This is a genomic window from Ralstonia sp. Ralssp110 (assembly GCF_047325135.1).
Lineage (GTDB): Bacteria > Pseudomonadota > Gammaproteobacteria > Burkholderiales > Burkholderiaceae > Ralstonia > Ralstonia mojiangensis.
Map to the genome: position 1 here is coordinate 238,161 of NZ_CP168610.1, position 23,869 is coordinate 262,029.

General features: G+C 65.1%; 12 protein-coding genes. 11 read left to right on the forward strand and 1 reads right to left on the reverse strand.

Going from position 1 to position 23,869, the window contains the following annotated elements:
- The first annotated feature begins 17 nt into the window (after positions 1-17).
- The 11 genes from rplL (at position 18) to recQ (ending at position 22,931) form a co-directional block, all read left to right on the forward strand.
- Positions 18-392 carry a 50S ribosomal protein L7/L12 gene (gene rplL / locus ACEN9T_RS09820; RefSeq protein WP_004634456.1) on the forward strand — a complete coding sequence of 125 codons (375 nt, stop codon included), beginning with the start codon at positions 18-20 and terminating at the stop codon, positions 390-392.
- 449 nt (positions 393-841) lie between these two features.
- Positions 842-4,948 carry a DNA-directed RNA polymerase subunit beta gene (rpoB, locus tag ACEN9T_RS09825; protein ID WP_092975860.1) on the forward strand — a complete coding sequence of 1,369 codons (4,107 nt, stop codon included), beginning with the start codon at positions 842-844 and terminating at the stop codon, positions 4,946-4,948.
- Positions 4,949-5,075: 127 nt separating this feature from the next.
- Positions 5,076-9,305 (forward strand): DNA-directed RNA polymerase subunit beta', encoded by a 4,230-nt coding sequence (gene rpoC / locus ACEN9T_RS09830; RefSeq protein ID WP_413707644.1) that lies wholly within the window; start codon positions 5,076-5,078, stop codon positions 9,303-9,305.
- Between the two features lie 260 nt (positions 9,306-9,565).
- Positions 9,566-11,422: a DUF2138 domain-containing protein gene (locus ACEN9T_RS09835; protein WP_413707645.1), complete on the forward strand. Its 1,857-nt coding sequence runs from the start codon at positions 9,566-9,568 to the stop codon at positions 11,420-11,422.
- Entirely contained in the window at positions 11,419-12,123 is a 705-nt protein-coding gene (locus ACEN9T_RS09840) for a DUF1175 domain-containing protein (protein WP_413707646.1), read from the forward strand. Before ACEN9T_RS09835 ends, ACEN9T_RS09840 begins: the two co-directional genes overlap by 4 nt.
- An 8-nt stretch (positions 12,124-12,131) precedes the next feature.
- Complete coding sequence (locus ACEN9T_RS09845; protein WP_413707647.1) at positions 12,132-16,916, forward strand: alpha-2-macroglobulin family protein; 4,785 nt, start codon at positions 12,132-12,134, stop codon at positions 16,914-16,916.
- Positions 16,917-16,923: 7 nt separating this feature from the next.
- Positions 16,924-18,654 (forward strand): YfaQ family protein, encoded by a 1,731-nt coding sequence (locus ACEN9T_RS09850; RefSeq protein WP_413707648.1) that lies wholly within the window; start codon positions 16,924-16,926, stop codon positions 18,652-18,654.
- A gap of 8 nt (positions 18,655-18,662) precedes the next feature.
- Entirely contained in the window at positions 18,663-19,454 is a 792-nt protein-coding gene (locus tag ACEN9T_RS09855) for a YfaP family protein (protein WP_413707649.1), read from the forward strand.
- A 10-nt stretch (positions 19,455-19,464) separates the two neighbouring features.
- Positions 19,465-20,307, forward strand: coding sequence for a YfaP family protein (locus ACEN9T_RS09860; protein WP_413707650.1), 843 nt, complete (start codon positions 19,465-19,467; stop codon positions 20,305-20,307).
- Between the two features lie 7 nt (positions 20,308-20,314).
- Positions 20,315-20,905 carry a class I SAM-dependent methyltransferase gene (locus ACEN9T_RS09865; RefSeq protein WP_413707651.1) on the forward strand — a complete coding sequence of 197 codons (591 nt, stop codon included), beginning with the start codon at positions 20,315-20,317 and terminating at the stop codon, positions 20,903-20,905.
- A 112-nt stretch (positions 20,906-21,017) separates the two neighbouring features.
- The gene (recQ, locus tag ACEN9T_RS09870) at positions 21,018-22,931 is read left to right on the forward strand and encodes a DNA helicase RecQ (protein WP_092975836.1); all 1,914 of its coding nucleotides are present in this window, start codon (positions 21,018-21,020) and stop codon (positions 22,929-22,931) included.
- Here recQ and ACEN9T_RS09875 read toward each other — a convergent pair.
- Positions 22,928-23,848, reverse strand: coding sequence for a LysR family transcriptional regulator (locus ACEN9T_RS09875; protein ID WP_413707652.1), 921 nt, complete (start codon positions 23,846-23,848; stop codon positions 22,928-22,930). The two genes, recQ and ACEN9T_RS09875, sit on opposite strands and share 4 nt — an antisense overlap.
- Positions 23,849-23,869: the final 21 nt, after the last annotated feature.

The window sequence follows — 23,869 nt, forward strand, 5'->3', positions numbered from 1 at the left end:
ATTCTGGAGTTATTCAAATGGCAATCACCAAAGACGACATCCTGGAAGCTGTTGGCGCGATGTCCGTGATGGAACTGAACGACCTGGTCAAGGCGTTCGAAGAGAAGTTTGGCGTGTCGGCTGCTGCCGTGGCCGTGGCCGGTCCGGCTGCTGCTGGTGGCGCTGCTGCTGCTGAAGAGCAAACCGAATTCACCGTGACGCTGAAGAGCGCCGGCGCGAACAAGGTTGGCGTCATCAAGGCCGTGCGTGAAATCACCGGTCTGGGCCTGAAGGAAGCCAAGGACCTGGTCGATGGCGCACCGAAGCCCGTGAAGGAAGGCGTCGACAAGAAGACCGCCGACGAGCTGGTGAAGAAGCTGGTGGAAGCCGGCGCGGAAGCCGAAGCCAAGTAAGTGCAGGTCTCGCGTGCCGTACTCGGTACGCGATAGAGGCTGGCAAAGGGAGATTTCCCGGCGCCAGCCTTTTTGCGCTTGTAGGACCGATTGTTGGGCGATCCCGCAATCACGCTGTAAGTATCGTTGAAGTCTCTTTGCCGGGTTTTCCGGTAGCCGGCCTCGACAAGGCCAGCAGAGGCCAAACATCAGTGGCACACTAAGCAGTTCGCAGTCCGCTGATGTTTGTCTTCTGAACCGACTGCAGAAGGCAAGTTTGGTCGGGTACTCCCCCGTCCGTAGCATGGACTCCATGGGTCCATGTGCGGGTGGCGCGCGCAGTACCGTCAGCCAGAGGTTGGTAGCGGCCAACCGCCAAATCCCGTCACCAGTCGCTGAACACCTCAAGTGTCAGGCGTGCCTTATCGCCTTAAGTCCGTCGCGCGCACTTGCGATGATTCGGAGATCCCATGGCGTACAGCTTTACCGAGAAGAAGCGTATTCGCAAGAGTTTCGCGAAACGCGCAACGGTTCATCAGGTTCCCTTCCTGCTTGCCACCCAGATTCAATCGTATGCCCAGTTCTTGCAGGAGAACGCTCCTGTTGCACAACGCAAGAGCGAAGGTCTGCAAGCGGCGTTCAACGCCATTTTCCCCATCGTGTCGCACAATGGTCTGGCACGCATGGAGTTCGTGTCGTACCACCTGTCCAACCCGCCGTTTGACGTCAAGGAATGTCAGCAGCGTGGTCTGACCTTCCACTCGGCGCTGCGCGCTAAAGTGCGCTTGATCATCAACGACCGTGAGAATCCCACCAAGGTCAAGGAGATCAAGGAGCAGGAAGTCTACATGGGCGAAATTCCGCTCATGACCTCCACCGGTTCGTTCGTGATCAACGGTACGGAACGTGTGATCGTGTCCCAGCTGCACCGTTCGCCGGGCGTGTTCTTCGAGCACGACAAGGGCAAGACGCACAGCTCGGGCAAGCTGCTGTTCTCGGCGCGGATCATTCCGTACCGTGGCTCGTGGCTCGATTTCGAATTCGACCCGAAGGACATCCTGTACTTCCGCGTTGACCGCCGCCGCAAGATGCCGGTGACGATCCTGCTGAAGTCGATCGGCCTGACGCCGGAGCAGATCCTGGCGCACTTCTTCGTGTTCGATAACTTCACGCTCAAGACCGAAGGCGCACTGATGGAATTCGTGCCCGAGCGTCTGCGCGGCGAAGTCGCTCGCTTCGACATCTCCGACAAGAACGGCAAGGTCGTGGTCGAGAAGGACAAGCGCATCAACGCCAAGCATATCCGTGACCTGGATTCCGCCGGCACCAAGCTGATCAGCGTGCCGGAAGACTACCTGCTGGGCCGCGTGCTGGCGAAGAACATCGTCGATCCGGATACTGGTGAAGTCCTGGCCAACGCCAACGACGAACTGACCGAAGGCGTGCTCGAGAAGCTGCGCGACGCCGGCGTGAAGGAAATCCAGACGCTGTACACGAACGACCTCGATCAAGGTCCGTACATGTCGGCCACGCTGCGCACAGACGACACGGCCGACCAGACCGCCGCGCGTATCGCCATCTACCGGATGATGCGCCCCGGCGAGCCGCCGACCGAAGACGCCGTTGAAGCGCTGTTCCAACGCCTGTTCTACAGCGAAGACTCGTACGACCTGTCGCGCGTTGGCCGCATGAAGGTCAACAGCCGCCTGAACCGTTCGGCCGGTACCGGCCCGATGGTGCTGACGGACGAGGACATCCTCGACACGATCAAGCTGCTGGTGAACCTGCGTAACGGCAAGGGCGAAGTGGACGATATCGACCACCTCGGCAACCGTCGCGTGCGTTGCGTCGGCGAACTGGCGGAAAACCAGTTCCGCGCCGGTCTGTCGCGTGTTGAGCGTGCCGTGAAGGAACGTCTGGGCCAGGCCGAGACGGAAAACCTGATGCCGCACGACCTGATCAACTCGAAGCCGATTTCGTCGGCGATTCGCGAGTTCTTCGGTTCGTCGCAGCTGTCGCAGTTCATGGACCAGACCAACCCGCTGTCGGAAGTCACGCACAAGCGCCGTATTTCGGCCCTGGGCCCGGGCGGTCTGACGCGCGAGCGTGCGGGCTTTGAAGTCCGTGACGTGCACCCGACCCACTACGGCCGCGTGTGCCCGATCGAAACGCCGGAAGGCCCGAACATCGGTCTGATCAACTCGCTGGCGCTGTACGCACAACTGAACGACTACGGCTTCCTCGAAACGCCGTACCGCAAGGTTGAAAACGGCAAGCTGACCGACCAGGTGGATTACCTGTCGGCCATCGAGGAAGGCAAGTACGTGGTGGCGCAGGCCAACGCGACGCTGGACAAGGACGGCAACCTGATCGACGAACTGGTCTCCGCGCGTGAAGGCAGCGAGCGTGAAACCCGTATGGTCACGCCGGACCGCGTGCAGTACATCGACGTGGCACCGTCGCAGATCGTGTCGGCTGCAGCTTCGCTGGTGCCATTCCTCGAGCACGATGATGCAAACCGTGCACTGATGGGCGCGAACATGCAGCGTCAGGCCGTGCCTTGCCTGCGCGCAGACAAGCCGCTGGTGGGTACTGGCGTCGAGCGCACCGTGGCAGTGGACTCGGGTACCGCCGTGCAGGCAACCCGTGGCGGCGTGGTCGACTACGTTGACGCGAACCGCGTGGTGATCCGCGTGAACGATGCCGAAGCCGTCGCTGGTGAAGTTGGCGTCGACATCTACAACCTGATCAAGTACACGCGTTCGAACCAGAACACGAACATCAACCAGCGTCCGATGGTCAAGGTTGGCGACATCGTTGCCCGCGGCGACGTGATCGCTGACGGCGCCTCGACCGACATGGGCGAGCTGGCGCTCGGCCAGAACATGCTGGTCGCGTTCATGCCCTGGAACGGCTACAACTTCGAGGATTCGATCCTGATCTCGGAGCGCGTCGTGGCTGAAGACCGCTACACCTCGATCCACATCGAGGAGCTGTCGGTCGTTGCTCGCGACACCAAGCTCGGACCGGAAGAAATCACGCGCGACATCTCGAACCTGGCCGAAGCCCAACTGGCTCGCCTGGACGAATCGGGCATCACGTACATCGGCGCAGAAGTGGAAGCCGGCGACGTGATGGTCGGCAAGGTCACGCCCAAGGGCGAGACCCAGCTGACGCCGGAAGAGAAGCTGCTGCGTGCGATCTTCGGTGAGAAGGCGTCCGACGTGAAGGACACCTCGCTGCGCGTGCCTTCGGGTATGAGCGGTACCGTGATCGACGTGCAGGTCTTCACGCGTGAAGGCGTGGTGCGTGACAAGCGTGCTCAGTCGATCATCGACGAAGAGCTGAAGCGCTACCGCCTGGACCTGAACGACCAGCTGCGTATCGTGGAAGGCGATGCCTTCCAGCGTCTGGAGCGTCTGCTGGTGGGCAAGGTTGCCAACGGCGGTCCGAAGAAGCTGGCCAAGGGCACCGCGCTTACGAAGGAATACCTGGCCGATCTGGACAAGTGGCACTGGTTCGACATCCGCCCGGCGGAAGACGAAGTCGCGCTGCAACTCGAAGCCGTGAAGGTTGCCATCGAGCAGAAGCGCCACGACTTCGACCTCGCGTTCGAAGAGAAGCGCAAGAAGCTCACGCAAGGCGACGAACTGCCGCCGGGCGTGATCAAGATGGTCAAGGTGTACCTGGCCGTGAAGCGTCGCCTGCAGCCTGGCGACAAGATGGCCGGCCGTCACGGTAACAAGGGTGTTGTGTCGAAGATCACCCCGATCGAAGACATGCCCTACATGGCCGACGGCACACCTGCCGACATCGTGCTGAACCCGCTGGGCGTGCCTTCGCGGATGAACGTGGGTCAGATTCTCGAAACCCACCTGGGCTGGGCCGCACGCGGTCTGGGTGAGCGCATCGGCAACATGCTCAAGGCGCAAGCCAAGGCTGCCGAGATCCGCAAGCTGCTGGGTCAGATCTACAACGAGAGTGGCAAGGTTGAAGATCTGGACAGCCTGTCGGACGCTGAGATCCTGGAGTTGGCCGAGAACCTGAAGAAGGGCGTGCCGTTCGCGACGCCGGTGTTCGATGGTGCGCATGAGGACGAAATCCGCCGCATGCTGGACCTCGCCTATCCGGAAGACATCGCGAAGGAGAAGGGCCTGACTGCTTCCAAGCAACAGGTCACGCTGTTCGACGGTCGCACCGGTGAAGCCTTCGAGCGTCCGGTCACGCTGGGCGTGATGCACATGCTGAAGCTGCACCACTTGGTCGACGACAAGATGCACGCGCGTTCGACCGGTCCGTACTCGCTGGTGACGCAGCAGCCGCTGGGCGGTAAGGCCCAGTTCGGTGGCCAGCGTTTCGGTGAAATGGAAGTGTGGGCACTCGAAGCGTACGGCGCGTCCTACGTGCTGCAGGAAATGCTGACCGTGAAGTCGGATGACGTGAACGGCCGGACCAAGGTGTACGAGAACATCGTCAAGGGCGAGCACTCGATCGATGCCGGCATGCCGGAATCGTTCAACGTGCTGGTGAAGGAAATCCGCTCGCTGGGTATCGACATCGACCTCGAGCGCAACTGAGCGCCGATGCGGTGAGGGCGTGGCGGCAACATCGCCATGCCCTGGTAACAGCAGCCATTGACGAAGATTTAGGGTCGGCGCCTTTGGGTCACACCAAGACGCCAGCCTCAAACTCAAGGAGTTTGGAATGAAAGCATTGCTCGACCTATTCCGTCAGGTACAGCAAGAAGAGCAGTTTGACGCGATCAAGATCGGCCTCGCGTCGCCTGAGAAAATCCGTTCGTGGTCGTTCGGCGAAGTCAAGAAGCCCGAGACCATCAACTACCGTACGTTCAAGCCCGAGCGTGACGGTCTGTTCTGCGCCAAGATCTTCGGCCCGATCAAGGACTACGAGTGCCTGTGCGGCAAGTACAAGCGCCTGAAGCACCGTGGCGTGATCTGCGAGAAGTGCGGCGTTGAAGTGACGCTGGCCAAGGTGCGCCGCGAGCGCATGGGCCACATCGAACTGGCTGCGCCGACCGCGCACATCTGGTTCCTGAAGTCGCTGCCGTCGCGTCTGGGCATGGTGCTCGACATGACGCTGCGTGACATCGAGCGCGTGCTGTACTTCGAAGCATTCGTCGTGGTTGAGCCGGGCATGACCGCGCTCAAGAAGAGCCAGATCATGTCGGAAGACGACTACCTGGCCAAGTGCGACGAGTACGGCGAAGGCGAATTCGTCGCCATGATGGGCGCCGAGGGCATTCGCGAGCTGCTGCGCGGTATCGACATCGAGAAGCAGATCGAGACGATCCGCGCCGAGCTGCAAGCTACGGGCTCGGAAGCCAAGATCAAGAAGTTCGCCAAGCGCCTGAAGGTGCTCGAGGCATTCCAGCGTTCGGGCATCAAGCCCGACTGGATGATCCTCGAAGTGTTGCCGGTGCTGCCGCCCGAGCTGCGTCCGCTGGTGCCGCTGGACGGCGGCCGTTTCGCCACGTCGGACCTGAACGACCTGTATCGCCGCGTGATCAACCGGAACAACCGTCTGAAGCGTCTGCTTGAGCTGAAGGCGCCGGAGATCATCGTGCGCAACGAAAAGCGCATGCTGCAGGAAGCAGTGGATTCGCTGCTGGACAACGGCCGTCGCGGCAAGGCGATGACCGGTGCCAACAAGCGTCCGCTGAAGTCGCTGGCTGAAATGATCAAGGGTAAGGGCGGTCGTTTCCGTCAGAACCTGCTGGGCAAGCGCGTGGACTACTCGGGCCGTTCGGTCATCGTGGTGGGCCCGACGCTGAAGCTGCACCAGTGCGGCCTGCCCAAGCTGATGGCGCTCGAGCTGTTCAAGCCGTTCATCTTCCACAAGCTGGAAACGATGGGCATCGCCACCACGATCAAGGCGGCGAAGAAGGAAGTGGAAAGCCAGACGCCGGTGGTGTGGGACATCCTCGAAGAGGTGATCCGCGAGCACCCGGTGATGCTGAACCGTGCACCGACGCTGCACCGTCTGGGTATCCAGGCGTTCGAGCCGGTGCTGATCGAAGGCAAGGCGATTCAGCTGCATCCGCTCGTCTGCGCGGCGTTCAACGCCGACTTCGACGGTGACCAGATGGCTGTTCACGTTCCGCTGTCGCTCGAAGCGCAGATGGAAGCGCGCACGCTGATGCTGGCGTCGAACAACGTGCTGTTCCCGGCCAACGGCGATCCGTCGATCGTGCCGTCGCAAGACGTGGTGCTGGGTCTGTACTACACGACCCGCGACAAGATCAACGGCCGCGGTGAAGGCATGACGTTCGCCGACATCTCGGAAGTGATCCGCGCCTATGAGAACAAGGAAGTCGAACTGGCTTCCCGCGTGAACGTGCGTATCACCGAGTATGAGCTGGTGAACCCGGAAGCCGACGGCGACGCCCGTTTCGCACCGAAGATCACGCTGCAATCGACCACGGTCGGCCGCGCGATCCTGTCGGAGATCCTGCCCAAGGGTCTGCCGTTCTCGGTGCTGAACAAGCCGCTGAAGAAGAAGGAAATCTCGCGCCTGATCAACACGGCGTTCCGCAAGTGCGGTCTGCGCGAAACCGTGATCTTCGCTGACAAGCTGCTGCAGTCGGGCTTCCGCCTGGCAACGCGCGCTGGTATCTCGATCGCCATCGACGACATGCTGGTGCCGCCGGCCAAGGAGAAGATCATCTCCGAGGCCGCCGCCAAGGTGAAGGAATACGACAAGCAGTACATGTCGGGTCTGGTGACGGACCAGGAGCGTTACAACAACGTCGTGGACATCTGGGGCGCCGCCGGCGACCAGGTGGGCAAGGCGATGATGGAGCAGCTCCAGACCGAAGACGTGGTCGACCGCAACGGCAACACCGTCAAGCAAGAGTCGTTCAACTCCATCTACATGATGGCCGACTCGGGCGCACGGGGTTCCGCAGCGCAGATCCGTCAGCTCGCCGGTATGCGTGGCCTGATGGCCAAGCCGGACGGCTCGATTATTGAGACGCCGATTACCGCGAACTTCCGCGAAGGCCTGAACGTTCTGCAGTACTTCATCTCGACCCACGGTGCACGTAAGGGTCTGGCTGATACGGCACTGAAGACCGCGAACTCGGGTTACCTGACCCGTCGTCTGGTCGACGTGACGCAGGATCTGGTGGTGGTGGAAGACGATTGCGGCACCTCCAACGGCGTGGCCATGAAGGCCCTGGTCGAAGGCGGTGAAGTGATCGAAGCCCTGCGCGACCGTATCCTGGGCCGCGTGGTCGTCAACGACGTGGTGAACCCGGAAACGCAGGAAACCGCGATCGAAGCCGGCACGCTGCTCGACGAAGACATGGTGGACCTGATCGACGCGCTGGGCGTGGACGAAGTGAAGGTTCGCACGCCGCTGTCTTGCGACACGCGTTACGGCCTGTGCGCCAAGTGCTACGGCCGCGACCTCGGCCGCGGTGTGCTGGTGAACTCCGGCGAAGCTGTGGGCGTGATCGCTGCGCAGTCGATCGGTGAGCCGGGCACGCAGCTGACGATGCGTACGTTCCACATCGGTGGTGCGGCATCGCGTGCGGCAGTGGCATCGAGCGTGGAAGCGAAGGCAACCGGTACCGTGCGTTTCACGGCGACCATGCGTTACGTCACCAACGCGAAGGGCGAGCAGATCGTCATCTCGCGTTCGGGCGAAGCGCTGATCACCGACGACCACGGCCGTGAGCGTGAGCGCCACAAGATCGTGTATGGCGCGACGCTGCTGGTCAAGGATGGTCAGTCCATCAAGGCCGGCACGCAGCTCGCCACGTGGGATCCGCTGACGCGTCCGATCATTTCGGAGTACTCGGGCACCATCAAGTTCGAGAACGTCGAAGAAGGCGTGACCGTCGCCAAGCAGATGGACGAAGTGACCGGTCTGTCGACGCTGGTTGTCATCGATGCGAAGCGTCGTACCGCTGCCACGAAGGGCATCCGTCCGCAGGTGAAGCTGCTCGACTCGTCGGGCGCGGAAGTGAAGATCCCGGGCACGGACCACTCCGTGACCATCGGCTTCCAGGTGGGCGCGCTGATCACCGTGAAGGACGGTCAGCAAGTGCACGTGGGTGAAGTGCTCGCACGTATCCCGACCGAATCGCAGAAGACGCGTGACATTACCGGTGGTCTGCCGCGTGTGGCCGAGCTGTTCGAAGCCCGTTCGCCGAAGGACGCCGCCGTGCTGGCGGAAGTCACCGGTACGACTTCGTTCGGTAAGGACACCAAGGGCAAGCAGCGCCTGGTGATTACGGATCTCGACGGCAATGCCCACGAGTTCCTGATCGCCAAGGAAAAGCAGGTGCTGGTGCACGACGGCCAAGTGGTCAACAAGGGCGAAATGATCGTTGAAGGCCCGGCCGACCCGCACGACATCCTGCGTCTGAAGGGCGTGGAAGAACTGGCGACCTACATCGTCGACGAAGTGCAGGACGTGTACCGTCTGCAGGGCGTGAAGATCAACGACAAGCACATCGAAGTGATTGTTCGTCAGATGCTGCGCCGCGTGCAGATCGTCGATACCGGTGACACCCGCTTCATCCCGGGTGAGCAGGTGGAGCGTTCGGACCTGCTCGACGAGAACGACAAGGTGATCGCGCTGGGCAAGCGTCCGGCGACCTACGAGAACCTGCTGCTGGGTATTACGAAGGCATCGTTGTCGACCGACAGCTTCATCTCGGCGGCGTCGTTCCAGGAAACCACGCGCGTGTTGACCGAAGCCGCCATCATGGGCAAGGTCGACGACCTGCGTGGTCTGAAGGAAAACGTCATCGTTGGCCGTCTGATCCCGGCCGGTACCGGCCTGGCCTACCACCGCGCCCGCAAGGCGAAGGAAGTGGCCGACCGCGACCGCGCTGCAGCGATTGCCGAAGAAGAAGCCGCTTCGATCTTCGAAACGCCTGCCGTCCAGCAAGAAGGCGACGCGTAAGCGAACGCAAGCAACACCATCAAAGCCCGGCCATGTGCCGGGCTTTTTTTTGCCCGCGTTCTTCTCCAGCGCTGTGTGCAGACATCAAAAACAACACCGGCGTCGCCCGATTCGTATTTTCTTGAGACGTTAACCCGCCTTAACATGCCAACCGCTATGATTTCGCGGTTATAGACCGGCACTTTTACAATCTGCGCGCCCTCCAGCGGAGCAGGTTCCAGCAAGTCGCCGGCCCCTCCAGTCTTGCCGACGATTCCTCCATGAAGCTCACACGCAAGCAGATCGCCGTTGGTGCGGTCGCCCTGGTCGTTGCCGGCGCGGCGGTGGTGCAGATGGTCTGGCACCCGTTTGGCCGTACGCGCGCGCTGCACGCCCGCCAGGTCCAGCTCGACCTGACATATCCCGATGCCCTGATCGACAGCCAGAGCCTGTCGCAACTGCCGCGTGACGTGCTGCGCGTGCCGCTCCTGCGCGACGTGTTGACCGAAGATTTCGTCGCTTATTACGAAGGCAACGAAGACCGGCTCTCGGTGGCCGGTGCGCTGCGCCGCCTTGCGTACGAGCAGAAGCTCGACCTGGCCGAGACGGTGCTCAAGCACGTGTTTGACGAGCCCGCCCGCGTGATGCTGTGGCGTGGCCCGGACGACAAGCTGCGCTATTGGGTGCTCTCGATGCAGCGCAACGGCTTGGCCAAGGCGCTCGAAGCCGTGGCCACCGTGGCGACGAGCGACGCGCAGCTCAGCAAGGTCGCCGATGGGCTGGGCGATTCGGGCGCGCCGGTCTATGCGCTCAGGCTTTCGGCCACGCGTTCGATCCTGATTGCCAGCAAGGGCGACCGGCTGATCGCGCTGTCCGAGCCGGGCATGCTGCTGGACAAGGACGGCAAGCCGATTTCCAAGCAGGCGAACGCGCTGGCGGCCCTGTTCTCCGACGATGCTGGCAAGCGCAATGTGCAAGGCACGGCGTACGCGCTGCCCGCGCAGGAGCCGACGGGCCATCACGTTGTGGTGAGCGCCAACTATCTGTCGTTCGGTTATCAGCAATACTTCCCCGGCATTGAAGCGCTGCGTTTCGACTTCGGTTCGGCCAAGGACGGCGCGGGCAACGGCTGGCAGAGCGCCGCGCTCATCGACCCGACCCGGCTTTCTGCCAAGTGGGACAACGCCGGCCTGTGGCGTGCGCTGCCGTCTGATCCTGCTGCGTGCGCGACGCTGCCGGTCGACTGGAAAGCCGCCGGCACGCTGTTGAAGTCCGTGGCCGGCGACGCCAAGGAGATCAGCGAAGCCGCCGCGCATGTCGGCGATGCATTTGCGGGGCCGGCGGCAGCATGCTGGTACGGCAAGTCGTCGCTGGTGGCGCCGTTGTTCGTGGCGAAGCTGTCGTCGGCGTCGCAGGCCGAGGCGGTCAAGCCGGCCATGGCAGCACTGTTTGGCCAGATCGTCGGTTCGTATGAAACCAAGGCGCAGTCCGACGACAAGTCCGGTCCGTACAAGCGCCTGCCGGTGACGACAAAGCAAGGGCCCGCCAATGCCACGCTGTGGCAGCGCCCGGTCAGCGCGCGCTACGGTACCGCGCAATCGGCGGGAGCACCGTTTGCGGCGCAACTGTCAGCCGATCGCTACTTCCCGGTCACGCTGGCCATTGCGGGCGATGTGGTCGTGTTCTCGCCGGACGCGCGTCTCGTCGAAGACGCCCTGGCGGTGCTCGCCAAGCGCTTCCCCGCCGTGGCCGATAGCTTGCCGAAGGACAAGACCGATCGCATCGTTCTGACGATGACGCCCGCATCGCTCGCGCCGCTCGTCCGCCGCGAAGCCGGTGCCGCGCTGCCGGCCGACCAGGAAGCGGTGTTCTTGAACGCCGCGCAGACGCATCTGTTTCCGAAGCTCAAGGCGTTGTCGCGCTATGCGCCGGTATCGCTGGCGTTGGATGGCGGTGTGCCGTCGGCGCGCGGTTGGGTGCCGGTGACGTGGCTCTCCAGCGGACGCGGTCTGCCTGCCGGTGGAGACGGAACGCCGCCGCCGGCTGACGCAACGGCAGCGCAAGCCCCTGCGGCGAATGCGCCGACCACAGCGGCTGCGGCGGCCGCCTCCGAAGACAACACCAGCACGCAGCAATGACGTTGCGCACCCAGGCCGCCGCGTTGAACCGCCGCCGTTGGTTGACGGCGGCGAGCGCCTGCCTGCTCGCTCCGTCTGTACATGCGCTGTCGGGCTGGGCCGACACGGCTCCGGCGGATGCCGATGCCCTTACTGCGGACCAATCCAGCGTGTTCCGGGCGTGGTTCGTCCGCATCGTCAACGAGCAGCTTCGCCAAGGCCCCAACCCGCGCTGGACACATCGCGACTGTGCCGGCCTCGTGCGCTTTGCCGCCGGCGAGGCGCTGCGCACGCACGACGCCCGGTGGCTGCGCGCCAACGGCATGCGCGACGCGGAATCCGCACGACAACTGCCGCCCGAACTGAATCTCACGCCTGCCCAGCGCACGCTCACGCAGCGGTGGACGCGCTTCGATGGCAGCACCGGGGCGTATGTCTCGGCGCTTGGGCTCATCCAGCAGAACAGCCGCTTCATCGCCAAGGATGTCAACCAGGCACTCCCGGGCGATCTGCTCTTCTTCGATCAAGGCGACGACCAGCATCTGATGATCTGGATGGATCGCTACATCGCTTACCACACCGGCACCGTCACCCGCACCGACAACGGCCTGCGCGCGGTCCCGGTTTCTGAACTGATGCAATGGAAAGACTCGCGCTGGCAGCCGCAGAGCGGCAACCCCAACTTCATCGGCGTGTTTCGTCTGGCCTTTTTGACACGGTAGAAAAACTCATGCGCAACCGTTGGCTGTCGTTCAATCTCGTTGCCGCCGTCTGCGTGACGGCGCTGGCGTTGGTCGCTTCGGTGCCCGCAGCGCACGCGGCTGACGCGCCGGAAGCGCCGAACCCCACACTGTTCGACGTGCCGGGCAGCGGCTACGAGCCGATCAAGGGGCAGCCGTTCTTCCTGCTCTCCGATGCGAGCTACGGCACCGATCAGGAAGCGCTGGTCCGCCTCGAAGCCCCGGGGCGCGAATACAAGGACGAACTCTCCCGCTACGGCGGCGCAGACATCCTCGTCTACCGCGTGCCGCAGCCGCTGGAATTTCTGAAGGCGCAGAAGAACCTGCACCGCATCGACGTCAAGGCCAACTACACGGGCGAAGGCCTGGCCAACACGCTCGCCTATCTGTGGGACAACTGGACGCGCCAAGCCCGCCGTGCCTGGCAGCGCGTGTTGTCGTTCGCCACACGCAGCAAGGCCGTGGAGACCGCGCCGCAGTTCAGCATGGGCGACCAGATGACCGCGCCCACGCGCTTCTCGAACAACCCGCAGTACGCGCCGCTCAAGGGCTACGAGCTGCTGGGCCGATTCCGCTACCCGATCTGGGATGCCAAGCCGATCGCGCCGCCCAAGGACGTGAAGCTCGAAGGCAGCAGCAGCGAATGGATGCCGCAGAACGCCGGCAACGTGATGATCCCGGTTGGCAAGCTGCCGGCGGGTTTGTACATCGTTGAAGCTGTGATTGGCGCGTACCGTGCGCACACGCTGCTGTTCGTGTCGGACACCGTGGCCGTCACCAAGGGCACTTCGCAGGGGATGATGGTGTGGACGGCCGAGCGCAAGAGCGGCAAGCCTGTTGCGGGCGCATCGGTGAGCTGGACCGACGGCGTAGGCGTGCTCGCCTCCGGTACCACCGAAGCCGACGGCACGGCCGACCTGCGCCACGTCTCGCCCGAACGCAGCTACGTGATCGGCAACGACCGCGCGGGCGGCGTGTTCATCTCCGAGAATTTCTATTACGACAGCGAGATCTACAACACCAAGCTGTATGCCTTTACCGATCGCCCGCTGTATCGCCCGGGCGACGAGGTGAGCGTCAAGTTCATCGGCCGCAACTTCAAGAACGCGACCGAATCGACCGTGCCGGCGGCTGGGGACATCAAGCTGCAAGTGCTCGACCCGAATGGTGCGCCGGTGGCCACGTCGACCACGCGCCTGACGGGCGAGGCGGGCGCCGATGCGCGCTTTACGCTGCCGTCCAACGCACCGGCCGGCGGCTACTCGCTGCGCTTCGACTACAACGGCGGCACATACGGCGGTGCCTTCCGCGTAGCCGAATACATCAAGCCGCACTTTGACGTGAACCTGTCGCTGGACAAGGCGAGCTACGGCACGGGCGAAGCGGTCAAGGGCAAGATCAGCCTGCGCTATCCGGATGGCAAGCCGGTCAAGAACGGCAAGGTGTCGGTCAGCCTGCGCGCGCAACAGGTGACGATGGTGGAGGGCGAGCTGCGCTACGCGGGCCTGTTTCCCGTCAAGCTGAAGCAGCAGGAGCTGACCACCGACGGCGACGGCAACGCCAAGCTGGAACTGCCCGCCGCCAAGGAACCGAGCCGCTACGTGGTGACCGTGTTTGCCAACGACGGCGCAGCGTACCGCGTGAAGGTCACGCGCGAATTGCTGATCGCACGTGGCGCCACGCCGTACAAGCTGTCGACCACGTCGAACTTCACCACGCCGGGGCAGAACGTGTCGTTCACGCTCACGCCGATGCCGGTTGTCGGTGGCGCAAGCGGTGCCAGCGCGCCGCCCGCCAAGTGGGATCTGGTGCGCCTGGAAACGCGCACGCGCACCGAAGGCACGCTGGCGCCGGATGCCAAGGGCAATGCCACGTTCCCGGTCAAGTTTGACCAGCCGGGTTCGTACACGCTGTCGGTGCGCGATGCGGCCGGCAACCTGCTCGCCGCATCGAGCCACTGGGTGGCCGGCGACGGCGTGCAGACCGTGCCGGGCAATATCGAAATGGTGTTCGACCGCGATCGCTACCAGATTGGCGACACGGCTGAAGCGCTGATCACATTCCCGCTGCCGGTGGACGATGCGTTGCTCACGCTGGAGCGCGACAAGGTCGAGCGCCACGCGCTGCTCACGCGCGGCGGCGAATGGCTGAGCCTGCAGAAGGTCACGCCGTCGCAATACCGCGCGCGCATCAAGATCGGCGCGGAGTTCGCCCCCAACATGACGTTCTCGGTGCTGTACGTGCGCGACGGCGACATGGTGTTCCAGAACGCCGGCATCGTCGTCACGCAACCGACGCTGGACTTGGGCGTGCATGCCGACAAGGCCGTCTACGCTCCGGGCGAGACCGTTACGCTGGACCTGACCAGCGCGCTGGCGGGCAAGCCCGTGCCGGCCAACCTGACCGTCTCGGTGGTCGACGAAATGATCTACGTGCTGCAGCCAGAAGTGGCGCCCAGCATCGTCGACTTCTTCTATCACCCGCGCCGCAACAGCGTGCGCACCACATCGAGCCAGAGCTTCATCAGCTACGACCTTGCGCTCGCCTCGCTGCCGGGCAAGCCAGGCGGCACGTATGGCCGTCACAACGAGCGCGGCGTGAAGGTACTCGAACGCCCGCGCCGCGATGAGAAGGACACCGCAGCCTGGGTCGCCAATCTGCAGACCGGCGCCGATGGCCGTGCGCGCATGACCTTCAAGATGCCGGATTCGCTGGCGCGCTGGCGCATCACCGTGCGCGCCGTGTCGACCACCGGTGCATCGGACGGCATCGTTGGCCAGCGCACGGCGAGCATCCGCTCCGACAAGCCGCTGTACCTGAAATGGACGGGCCCGCAGCGCTTCCGCGAAAGCGATCAGCCGCGCCTGGACATGGTGGCCTTCAATCAGACCGACAAGGACATCACCGCCGACTGGATCGTCTCGGGCGCTGGCCTGAACATCAACCAGCGCGTGACGCTCAAGCGTGGCGCCAACTACCTGCGCGCACCCGTCACGGCGCTGCAGGCGGGTGTCGTGAATGCCGAGCTGAAGCAGGACGACAAGGTTTCGGACCGTCTGCAAACCACGCTCAAGCTGGACGCAACGGGCTGGCTGGCCGACCGTGAAAACGTCGTCCCGCTCACGCAGTTGCAGGGCACGCGCCTGCCGCTTGGCCTGCCGGCCGATGCGCGCGACGTGCGCCTGCGCGTGGTCGGCAACACAGCCAGCCAGTTCGCCCGCGTGGCGGATGACCTGATCGAATATCCGTATGGTTGCGCCGAACAGACCGCCAGCCGCCTGATCCCGCTGGCAATTGCTCAGCAAAGTCTCGCGGCCACCGGCACGCGACTGGGCGACGGCGGCCCGGCCGGCACGCAAGGCGTCGACGCGCTGCTGCGCACGCAACGCCAGCGTCTGGCACTGCTGGCCGGCACCAACGGCACCTTCGGCTGGTGGGGCGAGCTGACCACCAGCAGCGCGCTGATCACGTCGTATGCGTATTACGCGGATTGGCTCGCCAGCCGCTCGGTCGGCATCAGCCTGCCGGCAGACAACTGGAAGCAGGTGCTCGAAGCCTACAAGCGCACCAGCCAGAACGAGCCGCTGCTGCACCGCGCGCTGGCGCTGTGGTTTGCCAACGAGATGGGCCTGCCGGTGGCAACACCTCTGTCGGGCGTGGCGAACGAGCTTGCGCCCAGTGGCGGCAAGGCGGCCAAGGCCCCGGCCGATGCCGATCCTGCAGCGGGTGACAGCCTGATCTTCGTGGCGCCGGATTCGCCGCGCGGCCGCCAGGTGGCGACGGTGCTGACGGCACAACTGATGCGCCAAGTCGGCCAGCCGGTGCCGGAAGCGCTGGTCTCTGCTGACATTGCTGCCCGCAATGCGCTGGCCGCCGACACCTCGCCGCTGGTGCAAAGCCTCCTGCTGATGGGCGGCGGGCGCTCGGCTGCCGATCCGGGCCCGCTGCTGGCCCGCGCCAGCGCTGCCATGCCGACGATGGATCGCGCTGTGGCGCTGGTCTGGCTGCAGAAAGGTCTGGGCGGCCTGCAAGGCGCCAGCGTTGCGGCCATCCAACCGGCTGTTGCGGCTGGTGGCTGGCAGGCGACGCGCTCTCCGGTCGGTGTGCCGACGTGGCGCTGGACCGGCGCGCAAGTGCCCGCCGCGTTGGACCTGACGGCGGCTCCGACCGACGTGACCACGCAATCGGCCATCGTGTCGTACCGCAGCCGCGCGGCCGAGGCCTCCAAGCTGCCGATCACGGTGGAGCGCAAGCTGTACCGTCTGGAGCCGATCGACAGCGCGCCCGCCAAGGCCGATCCGAAGGCGCCCAAGCAGCCGGCGGCCGACGCTACCAGCAGCGGCATCGCCTTTACCGCCAAGCCGGTCAAGCCGGGCGACACGCTCGACAGCAATGCACTCTACGTCGACGAGGTGGTGCTGACTCCACGCCAGGGCACGTACCGCTACGGCCTGGTCGAAGTGCCACTGCCGCCGGGCGCCGAAGTGGAAGCCACCACGTGGGGCATCCAGATCGACGGCCTGAAGGGCGAGCCGAACGAAGGCAACGGCGCGCAGGCGTTCGAGCGCAAGGCCGCGTACGAAATGGGCCAGCTCTCGTACAACCAGCCGGTGCCCGCGCTGGAGCGCCCGACCGTGCTGCGCCAGCTGGTGCGCTTCTCGCTACCGGGCCGCTTTGCGTTGCCGCCGGTGCGCTACTTCCGCATGTACCAGCCGGAAGCCAAGGCGTTCCAGGGCGACGGCAAGACGGCCAGCTATCCGTTCAAGGTGGAGTGATCTGGCGATGCCTTCCCGCCTGCTCGCGCGTGGTGTGCTGACCGGCCTGTTCTGGGCTGCCGGCGCCTGCGTGCTTGCCGGGCAGGCTGGGCACGCCATCGCCGCGCCGGTTGGCCAGCCCGTTCCGCAGCTGCGATATGCCGCTTTGCAAGGCGACGAAGCCAAGCTCTGGCAATTCGGCGCTGACCCGGCCGGCGGTATGCCGCAAGCCACCGCCTTGCCGCGCGACGCCGAAACACCGCTCGGCAGCGTCTGGAAGCTCTTCGTCTACAGCTACCTCGTCTCGCGCCGCATCAGCACGCCCGACTACACGTGCCACGGCAACGACGCCGAAGAGGTCTACTGCTGCACCGCCGGCAACAGCATCGACCGCGAGCGCGCGCTCATCCAGTCGTGCGGACGCTATTTCGAACCGGCGCGTCTCGGGCTGGACCGCGCGGATTGGCGCCGCTTCTGGCAGCATGCAGGATCACCCGCATGGTTGCGCGATCTGCGCGCCATGCAACCGACGCATCGCGTGCCGGTCGCCGATCTGCTCACCGCGTTGCGCACCGTCCCGGCCGATGGGCGCGAAACTGCCGCGCAAACGCTCGTCTCCGTGCTGACCGTCGGGCGTGGCGAGGGCACGGTGTCGGACTTCGGCGGCCTGCTGCGCGCCAAGACGTGGACGATGCCCGACCCGCAGCGGCCCGGCGCGTCGATCGGCGGGGCAGCGGGCTGGCTAGCCGACGGCACGCCCGTCTGGCTCGGCGGTGCCGGGTCGAGCAACCAAGTGCTGGCCGCTGCCGCACCGCGCCTTACGCCGCTGATCGAACAGACGCCCGTGCCCGACGACGATGCCTGTGTCGTGGTGGACTTCTTTGCGCGCTATCCGATTCGCGAGGTGCGCGACGCCAGCGGCAAGCCGGTCGCCGCCGGTCGCCTGGAAGGCCGCTACGCCGTGCGCTTCGTCAATGGCAACACGCTGCCGATCGAGAGCCGGGGCGAGTTGACGCTCGCGCGCCAGAACAACGTGCCCGTCATCACCGGCCGCCTGGGCATGAACGACTACGTGGCGCGCGTGGTCGAGCGCGAAGGGGAACTCGCCGAGCCGCAGGCCGCGCGTGCGTTGGCCGTGGCGGCGCGCAGCTATCTCGTGCAGCACGCCTCGCGTGACAAAGGCTGCTACCGCATCGCCGACAGCTCGCGCACGCAGCGCGTGCTGCCGCGCCCGCCGCTGGCCGCTGCGCGCAACGCAGCCGAATTTACCGACGCGCTGGTGCTGAGCGGTCAGTCCGTGCAGTACCACGGCACCATCAGCGCGCGCGGCCAGATGAGCTGGACCGCGGCGCGTGCCGCTGCTCAACGTGGCCAGGGGTTCGACGCCATCCTCGCGCAGTGGTGGCCGCAGGCGACGCTTACGTCGTTCCAGAGCCCGGTGGCGGGGGATTGCTCTCCGGTGGCGGGTGCGCAGCAGTGGCTGCAGGCGCGCGCGCCGGGTTGGTCGGCGCGCCTAGCTGCCGAGCCCGGTTACGAGACACCGCCGCTGCCCGCCGTGTGCGTCGTGCACGAAGGTCGGCCCTACGCAGACGCGCGCCGAAACCGGCTCTACGTGCACCGGCTTGCCACCGAAGAAGACCGCATCGCGCTGACGCACGAATATCTGCACCTCGCTTTTGCGCGGCACCCGCGCGGGCAGGACGAACAGTTTGTCGAGGCGATGGCGCGTCGCCTGATCCGAGGGGAGGGTTTGCTGTGAAGAGTGGGATGACGCGCTTGGCGCTGGGCACCGTTGCGCTGCTGCTGGCCGCTTCGGCGCTGGCTGAGCCGGTGGCCGATCTGGAAGGGCCGATCGGCGGCTGGCGCAACAGCAAGCTGACCAACGAGCTGGAGCAATACACCGCGGCGTATCCAAAACCGCCCGTGGACCGCGGCGCGCAAAAGTACCGCACGCTCATCGCCGGACGCATTCGCGCGGCCGGCAAGCAGCGCCGCCCGCCGGTGCTCGTCGTCAATGGCAACGCGATGCCGCTGTATGGCGATGGCGAAGGGCGCTTCGCGCGCCCTTGGGCGTTCGGCCCGGGCTCGAACAGCGTCGAAATCGTCAGCGCCGACGGCCAGTCGCGCCAACGCCTGCAGTTCTACGAGGCCGACACCACCAAGACGTCGGCCAAGCTGCGCGCCATCCTCACGTGGGACGACCCGCGCGCCGAGGTCGACATGCATGTCATTTCGCCGATTGGCGATCATGCGTTCTGGGCGCAGCCGCTGCTGTCTGACGGCGGCGGGCTCGACGTGGACAGCGTCGACGGCGCCGGCCCGGAGATCTTCTCGACCGCCGCGCCGCGTCCTGGCGTGTGGCTGTTCTACGTGAACTACTGGGGCAACTTCAATGCCGGCGGCTACAACTTCGACGAAAAGGCGCACGACCGCGATCTCATCACCGCGCAACTGACGCTGATCTATAACGAGAACACGCCCAACGAGCGGCGCGAGTTCGTCAGCGTGCCGCTGCGCAAGATCGGCGAGCTGGCGCTGATGAAATCGATCCGCTTCTGACGTGACGCACATGATGCCTTCCACTTTCCGTCTCGCCGCTGCCATTGCACTGGCCACGTTTGCGGCCGCTGGCGGCGTGCTTGCGCAAACCGACGCCGGGAATATCGAGATCACCGCGCCGCTCAACGGCTGGCGCAATTCGGCTGGCGACGAATCCCGCTACACGCAGGACGTGCATTACCCGGCGGTGTCGGTGTCGACGCCGCAAGGGCAGGGCATTGCGGCGATGATTGCCGGGCGCATCCGCAATCAGCCGAAGGCTGCCGCAGCAACGGAAGAAAACAAGCCGCGCCGCCGCCGTGGCGCCGATGGCTCGTCGGTGGGCACGCTGATCGTCAACGGCGTGGCCATGCCGCAGCGTATCGAGGCCGACGGCACGTTCTCGCGCCCGTACGCATTTGGCGCGGGCAGCAACAGCGTCGAGGTGCGCAGCGCGCGCGGTGACGCCAAGCGCGTGCAGTTCTACGACAGCTACACCGGCAAGCAGCGTCCGCGTTTGCGCGTGGTCCTGTCGTGGGACACCGACGGCACCGATCTCGACCTGCATGTCATTTCGCCCGACGGACAGCACGCCTGGTACGGCAACCGCGTGGTCGAAAACGGCGGCGCGCTCGACGTGGACGTCACCACCGGCTATGGTCCGGAAATCTATTCGAACCCGGCCCCCGTGCCCGGCACGTATCTCGTCTATGTGAATTACTACGGCAGCGGCAATGACCGCAGCGCGATCACGACCGCCACCGTCACCATCATCACCGACGAGAACACGCCATCCGAGCGCCAGCAGACGTTTGTCGTGCCGATGCGCAAGGCCGGCGATCTGACGCTGCTACGCAGTTTCACAATGAAATAGGATCTCCATGGACACGCAGACCGTTGCCGCCTACGACGCGCTCGCCGAAACCTTCGCGCAGGAGTGGCGCGACCAGCCGGCGCCTGAAGACCTGTACGCGCTGCTGCGCCGCGAGTTCAAGGCAGGCGGTGCCACCGCCGACATCGGCTGCGGCGCAGGGCGCGAGGTGGCGTGGCTCAATGCCAACGGTTATCCGGCGGTCGGTTACGACGCGTCTGCCGCGCTGCTGGAAGCGGCACGCGAGCAATATCCGGGGCTGTCGTTCCGGCAAGCGCTCTTGCCTGAATTGGTCGGTATTGCTGAAGGCGCGTTCGACAACGTCATCTGCGAGACCGTCATCATGCATTTGCCGCCCGAGCAGATTGGTGCGGCGGTGGAGCGCCTGGTGTCGTTGCTCCGCCCGGAGGGCACGCTGTACCTGAGCTGGCGCGTCACGCCTGAGGCCGATCAGCGCGATGGGCGCGGCCGGTTGTTCACGTCGTTCGATGCGGCGCCCGTGCGCGAGGCGCTGGCTGGCACCGAGCTGGTTTTCGACGAAGCGGCTGTCAGTCAGTCGTCGGGGCGGACGATCCATCGCATCGTTGCGCGCAAGGTCTGATCGCGGCGTTTCCGACAATCCGACTGTCCTGATTGACCACCCGTCGGCGGGGTTTGTCACAATAGCGGTTTCGCCCAGCCCGCGCGTGACACCGCGCGCACCCGCCGCCCCGATGTACGACTCCCCCGCCATAGACCACGCGCTGCAGGCGCTGCCCGAAGACACCGCCGCCGCCACGCATGCGGTGCTGCACGATGTGTTCGGCTACAGCGCCTTCCGCGGCCCGCAGGCGGAGATCGTCACCCATGTGGCAGACGGCGGCGATTGCCTCGTGCTGATGCCCACCGGCGGCGGCAAATCCCTCTGCTACCAGATTCCGGCGCTCGTGCGGCATCGGCGCGGGCAGGGCGCCGGCATTGTCGTGTCGCCGCTGATTGCGCTGATGCAGGATCAGGTGGCCGCGCTGGAAGAGGCTGGCGTGCGCGCCGCGTACCTCAACTCCGCGCTGACGGGCGCCGAGGCCGCGCAGGTCGAGCGAGACCTGGCTGCGGGGCGGCTGGATCTCGTCTACGTCGCGCCCGAGCGGTTGATGACGCCGCGCTTCCTCGACTTGCTCGAGCGATCGCGCATCGGCCTGTTCGCCATCGACGAAGCGCACTGCGTGTCGCAGTGGGGGCACGATTTCCGGCCGGAGTACATCCAGCTTTCCGTGCTGCACGAGCGTTTCCCGCACGTGCCGCGCATTGCGCTCACCGCCACGGCCGACGCCGTCACGCGCGACGAGATCGTTGAACGGCTGGCGTTGACGGACGCGCGCGTCTTCCTCTCCAGCTTCGACCGCCCGAACATCCGCTACACCATCGTCGAGAAGGACAGCGCGCGTCAGCAACTGCTGCGCTTCATCCGCGCCGAACACATGGACGGTGACACCTGCGACGCCGGCATCGTCTACTGCCTGTCGCGCAAGAAGGTGGAAGAGACCGCGCAGTGGCTGGCCGAGCAGGGCATCCGCGCGCTGCCGTATCACGCCGGGATGGACTCCGAAGTGCGTGCCCGCCATCAGGCGATCTTCCGCAAGGAGGAGGGCGTCGTGATGGTGGCGACCATCGCCTTTGGCATGGGCATCGACAAGCCCGACGTGCGTTTCGTTGCGCATCTGGATTTGCCCAAGAGTCTGGAAGGCTATTACCAGGAAACCGGTCGCGCTGGCCGCGACGGCATGCCGGCCAACGCGTGGATGGCATATGGCCTGGCCGACGTCGTGCAGCAGCGCCGCATGATCGACGAGTCCGACGCGGACGATGCGCACAAGCGCGTATCAACCGCCAAGCTCGAAGCGCTGCTCGGCCTGTGCGAAGCCGCAAGCTGCCGCCGTGTGGCGCTGCTCGCGTACTTTGGTGAAAGCAGCCAGCCGTGCGGCAACTGCGATACGTGCCTGACTCCGCCGCAAACCTGGGACGCCACGCGTGAGGCGCAGATGGCGCTGTCCTGCGCATACCGCGTGCAGCAGGCCAGTCGCGTGAGCTTTGGCGCTGGCCAGCTCATCGATATCCTGCGCGGCAACGCGACCGAGCGCATCAAACAGTGGCACCACGAGACGCTCTCCACCTTCGGCATCGGCAGCGATTTGTCAGAAGCCGCGTGGCGCGGCGTGTTCCGACAGCTGGTCGCGCAGGGTTTGTTTGCAGTGGATCACGGCGGCCACGGCGCGCTCATCCTGACCGACGCCGCGCGCCCCGTGCTCAAGGGCGCGCAGTCGGTGATCCTGCGCCGTCAGGCCGAGAAGGTGCGCGGCGCGTCGTCATCGTCGACGAAGAAGGAGCGTCGCGCCGATCCGGCCGCTGAGCTTTCCGCCGAGGCGCAGGTGCGTTGGCAGGCGTTGCGGGCCTGGCGTACGCAGGCCGCGCGTGAGCACAGCGTGCCCGCATATGTGATTTTTCACGACGCCACACTCGCGCGCATTGCCGAGACCGATCCGGATTCGCGCGAGGCGCTCGGCGAGCTGCCGGGCATTGGCATGGCAAAACTGGACCGCTACGGCCAGGCGCTGCTCGACGTGCTGGAGAAATGCCGCGAGCAGGCTTAAGCGGACGGCGGCAATGGACCCATCACGCCGCTGCTGCGGATATGGTCACTCAGGAAATCGACAAACGCCCGTACCTTCGGCAGCAGATGCACGCGCTGGGTGAAGACGGCGTGCAACGGCACCTCGCGCGCCGCGTAGTTCGTCAGCACCGCCTGCAGCCGGCCGGCGGCAATATCGTCGCGCACGAGATACGCCGGCCCCAGCGACACGCCTAGCCCTGAACGCGCTGCCTCGCGCAGCACAAGGCTGTTGTTGGCCAGCATCGAGCCATTTACATGAGCGATGTGGCGCTGGCCGGCTGCGTCCGTCAGCACCCAGTCGTGCGGTCCGTCGTAATTGGCGTAGACGAGGCAGTTGTGATTGCGCAAATCCTCCGGCGATTGCGGAATCCCCCGCTCGCGAAAATACGACGGCGCGCCGTAGATGGCGTGCGCGCAACTCGCCAGTCGCCGCGCCACCAGCGAAGAATCCTCCAGCATGCCGATGCGGATCGCCACGTCGATGCGCCCGGCGACAAGATCCGCGTAGCGATCGTTCATGTCCAGATCGATCTGCACGGCGGGGTAGCGCGCCTGGAATGCGCCCAACAGCGGCGCCAGCAATGTCACCGCAAACGAAGCTGGCGCCGACACGCGCAACGTGCCGCGCGCCTCATCGCGCAAGGCGCTCACGGCCTGCTCCGCTGCATCGACGAGCGCCAGACCCTCGCGGCTTTTCTCGAAGAACGCCGCGCCCGCTTCGGTGAGCGACAGGCGCCGCGTTGTCCGTTGCAGCAGACGTGTCTGAAGCCGAGCCTCCAGCCGCGCCAGCGCCTTGCTGATCACACCGCGCGACATGCCCATCGCATCTGCCGCCGCCGACAAGCTACCGCGCTCCACCACCTGCACGAAGATCATCACGTCAGAGAGTCGATCCATATTTGCGCACTTGCGGAAACA